The 11,122-nt window shown below is 58.4% G+C and carries 11 protein-coding genes; 5 read left to right on the top strand and 6 right to left on the bottom strand.

Going from position 1 to position 11,122, the window contains the following annotated elements; genetic code table 11:
• A partial coding sequence (locus HMPREF1144_RS12685; RefSeq protein ID WP_009652957.1) for an aminotransferase class III-fold pyridoxal phosphate-dependent enzyme occupies positions 1–779 on the bottom strand: 779 nt, incomplete at its 3' end.
• Between the two features lie 117 nt (positions 780–896).
• Between HMPREF1144_RS12685 and HMPREF1144_RS12680 the strand changes: the two genes are divergently transcribed.
• On the top strand, positions 897–2,411 hold the full coding sequence (locus HMPREF1144_RS12680; RefSeq protein ID WP_009652955.1) for a PLP-dependent aminotransferase family protein: 1,515 nt from the start codon (positions 897–899) through the stop codon (positions 2,409–2,411).
• A 32-nt stretch (positions 2,412–2,443) separates the two neighbouring features.
• Here the strand turns inward: HMPREF1144_RS12680 and rpoH are convergent, their stop codons facing one another.
• The 4 genes from rpoH to ftsY all read right to left on the bottom strand — a co-directional run bounded on the left by rpoH (position 2,444) and on the right by ftsY (position 6,794).
• Positions 2,444–3,298, bottom strand: a complete 855-nt coding sequence (gene rpoH, locus HMPREF1144_RS12675; protein ID WP_004106554.1) for an RNA polymerase sigma factor RpoH — start codon at positions 3,296–3,298, stop codon at positions 2,444–2,446.
• Between the two features lie 256 nt (positions 3,299–3,554).
• The gene (gene ftsX, locus HMPREF1144_RS12670; RefSeq protein WP_025106848.1) at positions 3,555–4,613 is read right to left on the bottom strand and encodes a permease-like cell division protein FtsX; all 1,059 of its coding nucleotides are present in this window, start codon (positions 4,611–4,613) and stop codon (positions 3,555–3,557) included.
• Positions 4,606–5,274, bottom strand: coding sequence for a cell division ATP-binding protein FtsE (ftsE, locus tag HMPREF1144_RS12665; RefSeq protein ID WP_004106557.1), 669 nt, complete (start codon positions 5,272–5,274; stop codon positions 4,606–4,608). Before ftsE ends, ftsX begins: the two co-directional genes overlap by 8 nt.
• A gap of 2 nt (positions 5,275–5,276) precedes the next feature.
• Complete coding sequence (gene ftsY, locus HMPREF1144_RS12660; RefSeq protein ID WP_004855074.1) at positions 5,277–6,794, bottom strand: signal recognition particle-docking protein FtsY; 1,518 nt, start codon at positions 6,792–6,794, stop codon at positions 5,277–5,279.
• 192 nt (positions 6,795–6,986) lie between these two features.
• Between ftsY and rsmD the strand changes: the two genes are divergently transcribed.
• Complete coding sequence (gene rsmD / locus HMPREF1144_RS12655; protein ID WP_004855077.1) at positions 6,987–7,583, top strand: 16S rRNA (guanine(966)-N(2))-methyltransferase; 597 nt, start codon at positions 6,987–6,989, stop codon at positions 7,581–7,583.
• A complete protein-coding gene (locus HMPREF1144_RS12650; RefSeq protein ID WP_004106574.1) occupies positions 7,573–7,851 on the top strand; it encodes a DUF1145 family protein in 279 nt (92 codons plus the stop codon). Before rsmD ends, HMPREF1144_RS12650 begins: the two co-directional genes overlap by 11 nt.
• A gap of 14 nt (positions 7,852–7,865) precedes the next feature.
• Here the strand turns inward: HMPREF1144_RS12650 and HMPREF1144_RS12645 are convergent, their stop codons facing one another.
• Positions 7,866–8,225 (bottom strand): DUF2500 domain-containing protein, encoded by a 360-nt coding sequence (locus HMPREF1144_RS12645; RefSeq protein ID WP_004855078.1) that lies wholly within the window; start codon positions 8,223–8,225, stop codon positions 7,866–7,868.
• 142 nt (positions 8,226–8,367) lie between these two features.
• On the opposite strand from HMPREF1144_RS12645, the gene HMPREF1144_RS12640 reads away from it, so the two are divergent.
• Both HMPREF1144_RS12640 and zntA read left to right on the top strand, forming a co-directional pair.
• Positions 8,368–8,994: a lysoplasmalogenase gene (locus HMPREF1144_RS12640; RefSeq protein ID WP_004855080.1), complete on the top strand. Its 627-nt coding sequence runs from the start codon at positions 8,368–8,370 to the stop codon at positions 8,992–8,994.
• A 78-nt stretch (positions 8,995–9,072) separates the two neighbouring features.
• A partial coding sequence (gene zntA, locus HMPREF1144_RS12635; protein ID WP_009652956.1) for a Zn(II)/Cd(II)/Pb(II) translocating P-type ATPase ZntA occupies positions 9,073–11,122 on the top strand: 2,050 nt, incomplete at its 3' end.

Genomic DNA, 11,122 nt, shown 5'->3' with positions numbered 1-11,122 from the left:
GGCTTCACATCATAGTGCTGCATCGCAAATAGCTTGCCGGTGCGCGCAAAGCCGGTTTGGACTTCATCGGCAATCAGCAGAATGCCATGGGTATCGCACAGCGCGCGCAGCGCCTGCATAAACTCAGGCGGGGCAACGTTAAAGCCGCCTTCCCCCTGAATCGGCTCCAGCACAATCGCCGCCACCTGATCGGCCGCGATATCCGCTTTGAAAATGCGCTCCAGACTCTTCATCGCGTCGGCGGTGGTAATGCCATGGGCGGCGTTAGGGTAGACGGCGTGATAAACCGAGCCCGGGAACGGGCCGAAACCAATCTTGTAAGGCGCCACTTTGCCGGTCAGCGCCATGGTCATAAACGTACGACCGTGGAAGCCGCCGCCGAAGGTAACCAACCCCGGACGGCCGGTATAAGCGCGCGCGATTTTTACGGCGTTTTCAACGGCTTCCGCCCCGGTGGTAAAGAACGCCGTTTTTGCCGGACCGTCAATCGGCGCCAGTTCGTTAATCCGCTCGGCCAGCGTGACATAGCTTTCGTACGGGACAATCTGGTAAGCCGTGTGGGTAAAGGCCTGCAGCTGCTGTTCAACGGCGGCAACGATTTTTGGGTGGCGATGGCCGGTATTCAGCACCGCGATGCCGGCGGCGAAATCGATCACCTCATTCCCTTCAATATCCCACAGCGTAGCGTTCTCCGCTTTCTCAACAAAGTAGCTGCACATCACCCCTACGCCGCGCGGAGTCGCCTGCTGGCGACGCTGATTCAGTTCTGAACTTTTCACCGAGAATCTCCTGTCATGTGTGTCACGTTATCGCAACAAATCCGAAACTATGTCGTTTATTTACACAGGATTTGGCCCTATAATCGAGTACCAATTCAGATTATCTGAGGGATCCAATTGCGTTCGCTTATCGCAGACCTGGTGCTGGTCAGATTGCAGAAAGAAACCGATCCGCTCCTGCACAAGCGCCTTTACAAGGCGATTCGCCACGCCATTCTGGATGGTTCTCTCCCGCCCCATAGCCGCCTGCCCCCTTCACGGGATCTGGCGGGAGAGCTGAGAATGTCGCGCAACACAATTTTAACAGTTTACGAACAATTACTGGCTGAGGGGTACGTCGTGTCCCGTCGCGGCAGCGGAACATTCGTCGCAAAAACGCTGCCCGATATGTTTCTTCCCGCCAGCAGCGCCAGTGAAAGTAGCCCTGCGCCAGCAGCCAGTGCGCCCATCTCACGGCGCGGCCAGCATCTGCTGGGGCACATCAGCGCCAGCCCGCGTCAGTGGGGGGCGTTTATCCCCGGCGTACCGGACGTCAACGCGTTTCCCCACCCGCTGTTCAGTAAAATCCAGGCGCGTATCAGCCGCCGTCCAAAACCGGAACAGCTCAGCTACAGCTGTAACGGCGGAACGGCCGAGCTACAGCACGCGTTGGTGGACTATCTGAGAGTAGCGCGCGGCGTTCAGTGCCAGGCAGATCAAATTCTTATCACCGAAGGGATCCACCAGGCGATCGACCTGATTACCCGCATGCTGTGCGACCGCGGCGATCTCGCCTGGGTGGAGGAACCGTCCTACTGGGGCATTCGCCATGTGCTGGCGATGAATGAAGTGCGGGCCGAGCCCGTGGTGGTTGATGCCAGCGGCCTGTGCCCGCCCGAAAGCATAGCCGAAGCCCCGCGGCTGATCTTCGTTACGCCATCCCATCAGTATCCCCTCGGCGCGGTAATGAGCCTTGAGCGCCGACAGCGCCTGCTCACCCTGGCCCATCAGCACGGCAGCTGGATTGTGGAAGATGATTACGACAGCGAGTTTCGCTTTTCCGGCCAGCCGATCCCGGCGCTACAGGGCTTAGTCCCCGAAGCGCCGGTGGTCTACGTCGGTACGTTCAGTAAAACGCTCTACCCGGGGCTGCGGCTGGGCTACGTCGTACTGCCTCGACCATTGGCGGCTGAACTCAAAAACGCCCACGCCGAGCTCTACCGCGGCGGCCATTCGCTGATCCAGCTGGCGCTGGCGGAATTTATCAACGCCGGTCATTACTCGGCGCACATTCGCCGCATGCGCCTGCTCTACAGCCGCCGTCGCGTCTTTTTGACCGAGCTGATTCAGCGGCACTGCGGGCCGCACGCGCTGTCGGACTTCAGCGATAATGCCGGACTGCATCTGATCCTGAATTTGCCGGATGAGGCGGATGACGTGGCGATTGCCCTCGATGCCAACGCGCGCCATATTTTAGTGCGTCCGCTGTCGCGCTATTACCTGACGGCGCAGCGGAAGAAAGGGCTGTTGATGGGGTTTGCTTCGCAGCCGGAAACGCAGATGGAACCGGCGTTCAACGTCCTGCTTGAGTGTCTGAAAATGCACTGCCCGCAGGCGCTGGCGGAGGCAGAAAAACAAAACGCCCCATCGTAATGTGGGGCGTTATCGGGGGACTGGCGCTTAAGTTAGGCTTCGATAGCGGCGCGCAGTTTTTTCATGGCGTTCTTTTCAAGCTGACGTACACGTTCAGCCGACACGCCGTAGCGGTCTGCCAGCTCCTGCAGCGTAGACTTGTTGTCTTCGTCCAGCCAGCGGGCGCGGATGATGTCCTGGCTACGTTCGTCAAGACCCTGCATCGCGTCGGTCAGCTTGTTTGCCGCCTGCTCTTCCCAGTTATCGTCTTCAATGCCGTCGGCAAAGTTAGACGTTTTATCCTGCAGATAGAGCACCGGCGCCATCGGCTGGCTATCGGACTCATCATCCGACGACATGTCGAAGGTCATGTCCTGCGCCGCCATACGTGACTCCATCTCACGAACGTCTTTGCTCGACACGCCCAGCTCGCGGGCCACCATTTCAACTTCATCCTGGTTAAACCAGCCCAGACGCTGCTTGGTTTTGCGCAGATTAAAGAACAGCTTACGCTGTGCTTTCGTGGTCGCGACCTTCACGATACGCCAGTTACGCAGCACGTATTCATGAATTTCCGCTTTGATCCAGTGCACGGCGAAGGAAACCAGACGCACGCCCACTTCCGGGTTAAAACGGCGCACGGCTTTCATCAGGCCAATGTTGCCTTCCTGAATCAGATCCGCCTGCGGCAGGCCATAGCCCGAGTAGTTACGAGCAATATGAACAACAAAGCGCAGGTGAGACAGGATCAGCTTTTTCGCTGCTTCCAGATCGCCCTGGTAATGCAGCTTTTCAGCAAGCTCCCGCTCTTCATCAGCCGATAACATCGGCCAAGTGTTAGCAGCCCGGATGTACGATTCCAGGTTACCAACGGGGGCTAAGGCTAAAGTTTGCATATCTTTGGTCATTCAAATCCTCTCAATCGATATCTTCTGGCATCTTTCTGTCCTCACAACGGAGCAACAAACATGCCAGCATTGATGAGCAACGAGAATATCACTCACATTAGTATCAGACAGTGATTTTATCCACAAGTTCCATGCAATGATGTGAATAGATTACGCACAAAATGTGACATGGTTATGAAGTTTAGGGAAGCGTCGACAGGGACTCTTTCCCTGCAGAGAGATATTCAGTGCAGGGAAAGATTATACCAGATTTTTTCTACTCGGGAGTAAAGTGACGTAAATGTTGAACGGTTGCCAGCCAGGCGGCGACCCAGCCAATCATCGAACAAACAATCAGCATCAGCAGGCACTCGTCAAAGCCTAAGCCGCTGAGTTCAAACTGCGTGCCGAAGACTTTCGCCACTTCGGTGACCGCCGACGACAGGCGCATGACCATAATTTCCGACAGGATCAGCGACAGAAACGCGCCGGAGAACCCCAGCAGCGCCCCACCGTAAAGGAACGGACGCAGAATGAAGCCGTCAGTCGCGCCAATCAGTTTCTGCACGTTTATGGTATCGCGGCGGGCGAAGATGCTCAGACGCACGCTGTTGCCGATCACCAGGAAGACCGCCGCCACCATCAGCACGCCGATCATCGCCGAAACGCGTCCGACCAGCCCGGTTAGCGACGAGAGGCGCGCAAACCAGCTGTCATCCATACGCACTTCATCAACGCCCTGAACGTGGCTCACGCGGTCGCGCAGCGTGTTCAGCGCTTCAACGCTCTGGAAATCAATCTTCGGCACCACGATCGCCACCGCCGGCAGCGGGTTCTCTTCCAGCATATCCAGCGCGCCGCCGAAGCCTGACCAGTTGCGGAATTCACCAAGGGCTTCATCGCGCGACAGATAGTTAACCTTCTCGACGCCCTGCTCCGCCTGCAGCTGGCCGACTACCCGCGCAGCCGCATCGTCATCCAGCGTTTTCTCCAGATAGACGGTGATTTGCGGCGTGGGATAATACTGCGACGCCGCGGTGCTGACGTTTTTGTAGACCATGTAGCACACGCTTGGCAGGGTCAACGAAATGGCGATAACCATCACCGTCAGAAACGTCGCCAGCGGCGTGCTTTTCAGATCCTGTACCGCGCCGTGCCAGGCGTAGCGCACCTGTTCATTGAATACGTTGCTCTTGCGGGAAGCCGGATTCGGCGCCGCTTTTGGCCGCTTCGACGCATTGCGCCCGCCGCTACCGCCCGCTCCGCCCGCATTGCGGAAACGGTCGAATCGATTGCCGAATCGGCGAATGTGGTTCATTGCCTCGCGCTTATTCACCGATGTGGCCTCCATGCATATGCCCCTCGCTGAGGGACAGGACGCGGTACGGACGACTGGAGATAAGCCCCAGGTCATGCGTCGCCATCAGAACCGTCACCCCAACGCGGTTAAACTCTTCAAACAGACGTAAGATCCCTTCCGACAGCGCCTCGTCGAGGTTACCGGTCGGTTCATCCGCCAGCAGGACCGCAGGTTTGTTCACCACCGCGCGGGCGATGCCCACGCGCTGCTGTTCCCCGCCTGAAAGCTGAATCGGCAGGTTTTTCGCTTTGTCCAGCAGCCCGACTTTATCCAGCGCCGCCGAGACGCGACGACGGATATCATCCCCGCTGGCACCGGCGATAATCAGCGGGATCGCTACATTATCGTAAACGGTTCGGTCCATCAGCAGATGGTGGTCCTGGAAAATCATGCCAATCTGACGGCGCAAAAACGGCACCTCGCGGCTTTTCAGGCGGCTAATATCATGGCCGCCGAAAAGGATTTTGCCGGCGCTGGGCCGTTCGATACCGCAGATAAGCTTCAGCAGGGTACTTTTCCCCGCGCCGGAATGGCCGGTCAGAAACGCCATCTCGCCCGCCTGCAGGTGGAAAGTCACCCCCTGCAGCGCTTGTCTCCCACCGAGATAGGCTTTGCTGACTTGTTCAAAGCGAATCATTTTTAATCCTCTCGGGCAAAAAGTGCCTCAATAAAGTCGCCCGCATTAAACGGACGCAGATCTTCAATACGTTCGCCAACACCGATGTAGCGAATCGGAATACCGAACTGATCGGCAACCGAGAAGATAACCCCGCCCTTGGCGGTCCCATCCAGCTTAGTCAAGGTAATACCGGTCAGTCCAACCGCTTCATGGAACAGTTTGGCCTGGCTAATCGCGTTCTGCCCGGTGCTGGCGTCAATGGTCAGCATAACTTCATGCGGCGCATCGACATCGAGTTTTTTCATGACGCGGACAATCTTCTTCAGCTCTTCCATCAGGTGCGATTTATTCTGCAGACGACCCGCGGTATCGGCAATCAGGACGTCAATATTGCGCGCCTTCGCCGCCTGGATGGCGTCGAAAATGACCGATGCCGAATCCGCGCCGGTGTGCTGGGCAATCACCGGAATATTGTTGCGCTGCCCCCAAACCTGGAGCTGCTCAACCGCCGCCGCGCGGAAGGTATCCCCCGCCGCCAGCATCACCGACTTGCCCTGCTGCTCGAACTGACGCGCCAGCTTGCCGATGGTGGTGGTTTTACCGACGCCGTTGACGCCGACCATCAGAATCACAAACGGCGTTTTGCCTTCTACGTTCAGCGGCTCATCCACTTTCGCCAGAATATCGCCCATCTCTTCTTTCAGCAGGCCGTATAGCGCCTCGGCGTCGCGCAGCTGCTTGCGGCTGGCGTCGTTGGTAAGACGCGTGATGATCTTACGCGTGGTTTCCACGCCGACATCGGCAATCAGCAGTTGCTCTTCCAGCTCTTCAAACAGATCATCGTCGATTTTCTTACCGCGGAACAGACTGATAAATCCGGAACCGAGGTTCTGTTTAGTTTTTACCAGGCTGCGTTTGAGGCGGGCGAAGAAACCTTCTTTGGTCGGTTTTTCCTGCTCTAACGGCGTCACGACGGTTTCGTCCGGCACCACTTCAACGGCGTTTTCTGCCGCATCGGCCGCCGCCAGAGCCTGTGCTTCCAGCTCTTCATCGGTGATATCGGCCTCAGCCTCTTCTACCGTTTCGTCTGGTTCCGGCTGGTCAACGGCGGTTTCTTCAATAACTGCCGTTTCCGGTTCGGTAATGACCTCTTCCGGCGTCTGTTCAGCGACGACTTCAGCCACTACCGGCTCGGCGATGATCTCTTCCACCAGCGGCTCAGCGACCGTCTCTTCAACCGCGGGCTGCTCCGCTATCTCCTCAACAGCCGGGGATTCGACAACCGCCTGCGGCTGTTCGCTCTCCACAACCTGCTCGGTCACCTCAACCACCTCGGCGGCAAAGGCTTCAGCATCCTGTTTCTCTGTCGCAGTGGCGTCGACCGTTTCCGGCGCAACCGCAGGCGCTTCGCTTTCCTGAGCCGGTTCTTCAACCTCTTGCTGGGCTTCTACTTTTTGTTCTGTTTCGCTTTCCTGCGCCTGTTCTTTTTGACCAAAGCCCAGCCAGGAAAAGAAGCCACGTTTTTTGTCTTTCGCCATTTGCGACTACACTCCTCGCTGTTAATTCATGGCACAGCTTCGGCCAGTAGATAGCGGAAGCTGAAAAATGATGAAATTAGTCGGATAGTCTACCACTTAACTTAACTCGCATCACCGCCCCCGGATTAAGGTTTCGTCAACCGCCGCCGATCGTTAGAATAGCAGCCCGGAAGTTGAGACTTGAGCAAAGAGATGAAGAAACCAAACCACGCGGGCAGCGGCCAGATCCGTATTATCGGCGGGCAATGGCGGGGCCGTAAACTCCCGGTGCCGGAGAGCCCGGGTCTGCGCCCGACCACCGACCGGGTGCGCGAAACGCTATTTAACTGGCTGGCGCCATCGATCGTTGACGCGAACTGCCTCGACTGCTTCGCCGGCAGCGGCGCGCTGGGCCTTGAAGCCCTCTCCCGCTATGCGTCCAGCGCCACGCTGCTGGAAATGGAACGCGGCGTCGCGCAGCAGCTGCAAAAAAATCTGGCGACCCTCAAAGCCAGCAACGCTAAGGTGGTCAATACCAATACTTTAGCGTTTCTTGCTCAGGCGGGCACGCCGCATCACATCGTGTTTGTCGATCCCCCGTTTCGTAAAGGACTGCTTGAAGAGACGCTAAAGCTGCTGGAAAACAACGGCTGGCTTAGCGATGAAGCGCTCATCTACATCGAGAGTGAAGTCGAAAACGGTTTACCGCCGGTGCCGATGAACTGGCACGTCTATCGTGAAAAAGTGGCCGGACAGGTCGCCTACCGTCTCTATCAACGTGAGGCCCAAGGAGAAAACCATGCTGATTAATTTTGGCCGCTTGCTGATGCTGTGCGTGTGGGCGTTTTTATTGCTTAACCTGTTTCAACCGTTCCCAAAACCGCTGAACATCTTCGTTAACGTGGCGCTGATCTTTATGATTCTGATGCACGGCCTGCAGCTGACGCTACTCAAGGCGACGCAGACGAAAGAGATGCCACCGCTGGGGCGCTTCGAGCAGATTCGTATTTTCATCTTCGGCGTGTTCGAACTGGTCGCCTGGCAGAAAAAGCTCAAGGCGACCCTGAAGAAGAAGTAATGCCAGGAAAAGGTTCAGGGGTCTGGCGTAAAGCCCATAAACCGCGAACCTTTATAGCTCAGGACGCCCTTATCACCGACGCTTAGCGCATGATACTGCGGCGCCTGCAGACGAAAAACCACTTCCAGCCCGCCGCTTTCCGGCCTGAAGCTTGCTTCATAACGCATTTCGCTGCCGGCAGGCGTCACCGTCTGCTGGCGCGAACGGCGATCGTTAATCACCTTCTCCCGCTTATTGCTCACCACCACCCGTTTTTGCAAAAGCGGCGCGGCATCGTTATCCATTTTTTCCCGACGCTGCTGCACATAGCGATACGACGCGGCAACCGCAATGATGGCAACGGCAACCATAAAAAACAGCGGAACTTTACTCATTCACCTTGCCCCCAGGAATTATCAGGAATAAGCATACTGTGGCTTGATTATCATTGTCATCTTCCTCTGCAAACCACTACACTGAGATTCAGTACTGTAAGTACAATCACTTACGTAATGATAACAGATACAGGGACTTACTATGCTTTGGTCATTTATTGCTGTCTGTTTCTCCGCATGGCTTTACGTCGATGCGTCCTATCGTGGGCCTGCCTGGCGTCGCTGGGTGTTTAAACCCGTCACGCTGATCCTGCTTCTGTTACTGGCCTGGCAAGCGCCGATGTTTAACGCCATCAGCTATCTGGTGCTGGCCGGGCTTTGCGCCTCGCTGGTCGGCGATGCGCTGACCCTGCTGCCGCGGCAGCGGGTAATGTACGCGGTGGGGGCGTTCTTTCTCTCGCATCTGCTCTACACCATCTGGTTTGCCAGCCAGCTGACGCTATCTTTCTTCTGGCCGCTGCCGCTGGTGTTGCTGATCCTCGGCGCGCTGCTGCTGGCGATTATCTGGACGCGTCTGGAAGAGATGCGGATGCCGGTGTTTACCTTTATCGCGATGACGCTGGTGATGGTCTGGCTGGCCGGGGAGCTGTGGTTCGCCCGCCCGACGGATACCGCCCTGTCCGGCTTCGCTGGCGCGGCATCCCTGCTGCTCGGCAACGCGGTCTGGCTCATCAGCCATTATCGCCGCCGCTTCCGCGCTGACAACGCGATCTCCTCGGCGTTTTACTTCGCCGGGCACTTCCTGATCGTCCGCGCGCTCTATTTGTAATTAAGCGCTTGACTCTGGAGTCGACTCCAGAGTGTATCCTGCGGGTAATGAGAAAATTATCATTACCCGGAGGGTCCTATGTCGGCTCCAGAATCACAGGATAAAAAAGTCCCACACTTCTCATCGTTAAAATTTACCCCTGCCGCGAAGCCTGCGGAAAGCTGCTGCACGGGCCACGCCTGCAGCAGCGAAACCGCCGCTGAAAACGATGCGCTGAGTCACGCGCGCTTTAGCTGGCTGGTAGAAGGCATGGACTGCGCGGCCTGCGCCCGCAAGGTCGAAACCGCCGTTCGCCAGGTGCCGGGGGTCAGCCAGGTGCAGGTACTGTTTGCCACCGAAAAGCTGCTGGTCAACGCCGAGGGCAATGTCCGTCCGCAGATCGAAAGCGCCGTTCGCGCCGCGGGCTATCAGCTGCGTGATGAAAACGCGCCACGGGCAGAGGAGTCCACCTCGTGGCTGCGCGAGAATCTGCCGCTCCTCACCCTCGTCGCCATGATGGCGCTCAGCTGGGGACTGGAGCAGTTCAGCCCGCCTCTGGGCGAAATTGCCTTCATCGCAACCACGCTGGTCGGCCTGTGGCCGGTCGCCCGGCAAGCAATACGCCTGATCAAAAGCGGAAGCTGGTTCGCCATTGAAACCCTGATGAGCGTCGCAGCCATCGGCGCACTGTTTATCGGCGCCACCGCCGAAGCGGCGATGGTCCTGCTGCTGTTCTTAATCGGCGAACGTCTTGAGGGCTGGGCCGCCAGCCGCGCGCGGCAAGGCGTCAGCGCCTTGATGGCGCTGAAACCCGACACGGCAATCCGCGTGCGCGACGGCGTGCGTGAAACCGTAGCCCAGCGCGACCTGCGCCCCGGCGACGTGATTGAAGTCGCCGCCGGAGGCCGCCTGCCCGCCGATGGCCAGCTGCTCTCGCCCTTCGCCAGCTTCGATGAGAGCGCGTTAACCGGTGAATCCGTACCGGTGGAGCGTAACGCCGGGGAACGCGTGGCGGCCGGCGCGACCAGCGTCGATCGTCTGGTACAGCTGACGGTGATCTCCGAACCGGGCGACAGCGCTATCGATCGCATCCTTAAGCTGATTGAAGAAGCGGAAGAGCGCCGCGCGCCGATTGAGCGCTTTATCGATCGCTTTAGCCGCATCTATACCCCGGCGATTATGGTCGTCGCGCTGCTGGTGGCCATTATTCCGCCGCTGCTGTTTGCGGGCGCATGGCTGCCGTGGATCTATAAAGGTTTAACGCTGCTGCTGATTGGCTGTCCGTGCGCGTTGGTGATCTCAACCCCGGCGGCGATTACCTCCGGGCTGGCGGTGGCGGCGCGTCGCGGCGCGCTGATTAAAGGCGGCGCGGCGCTGGAGCAGCTGGGCCGCGTGCGCCAGGTGGCGTTTGATAAAACCGGCACCCTGACCATCGGCCAGCCGCGCGTCACCGCGGTGTTGACGACCGCAGACATCGGTGAAAACGATCTGCTGGCGCTGGCGGCCGCCGTGGAGCAAGGCTCCAGCCACCCGTTAGCCCAGGCGGTCGTACGTGAGGCGGAGCAGCGGCAGCTGGTCATTCCGCCGGCAAGCGGCCAGCGCGCGCTGGCCGGATCCGGCATTGAGGCGCAGGTTGAAGGACGTCAGGTGCTGATTTGCGCCGCGGGTAAAAATCGCGATCCACAGTACGATGAACCTATTCAGCAGTTGGAAAGCGCGGGGCAAACCGTGGTGCTGGTGATGCGCGATGAGGCGCTGCTGGGGATTGTCGCGCTGCGCGATACGCTACGCGATGATGCTCGCCAGGCGGTGGATGAACTCCATCAGTTAGGCGTTCAGGGAATCATACTGACCGGCGACAATCCGCGCGCGGCGGCGGCTATCGCCAGCGAACTGGGGCTGGCGTTCCGCGCCGGGCTGCTGCCTGCGGATAAAGTGCAGGCGGTGATGGCGCTTAATGCCCAGTCGCCGCTGGCCATGGTCGGTGACGGGATCAACGATGCGCCGGCGATGAAAGCGGCGACGATTGGCATTGCCATGGGCAGCGGCACCGACGTCGCTCTGGAGACCGCCGATGCGGCATTGACCCACAATCGCCTCACAGGACTGGCGCAGATGATTTCGCTGGCGCGCGCCACTCACGCCAATA

The organism is Klebsiella sp. OBRC7 (assembly GCF_000293135.1).
GTDB classification, from domain to species: Bacteria; Pseudomonadota; Gammaproteobacteria; order Enterobacterales; family Enterobacteriaceae; genus Klebsiella; species Klebsiella michiganensis.
This window is presented reverse-complemented; position numbering and strand designations above follow the sequence as displayed.

What these genes read in the sequence shown, in the direction of transcription:
- HMPREF1144_RS12640 (WP_004855080.1), top strand. Translation starts at nt 8,368, where the DNA reads ATGCTTTGGTCATTTATTGCTGTCTGTTTCTCCGCATGGCTTTACGTC.
- rpoH (WP_004106554.1), bottom strand. Translation starts at nt 3,298, where the DNA reads ATGACCAAAGATATGCAAACTTTAGCCTTAGCCCCCGTTGGTAACCTG.
- rsmD (WP_004855077.1), top strand. Translation starts at nt 6,987, where the DNA reads ATGAAGAAACCAAACCACGCGGGCAGCGGCCAGATCCGTATTATCGGC.
- HMPREF1144_RS12650 (WP_004106574.1), top strand. Translation starts at nt 7,573, where the DNA reads ATGCTGATTAATTTTGGCCGCTTGCTGATGCTGTGCGTGTGGGCGTTT.
- ftsE (WP_004106557.1), bottom strand. Translation starts at nt 5,274, where the DNA reads ATGATTCGCTTTGAACAAGTCAGCAAAGCCTATCTCGGTGGGAGACAA.
- ftsY (WP_004855074.1), bottom strand. Translation starts at nt 6,794, where the DNA reads ATGGCGAAAGACAAAAAACGTGGCTTCTTTTCCTGGCTGGGCTTTGGT.
- HMPREF1144_RS12645 (WP_004855078.1), bottom strand. Translation starts at nt 8,225, where the DNA reads ATGAGTAAAGTTCCGCTGTTTTTTATGGTTGCCGTTGCCATCATTGCG.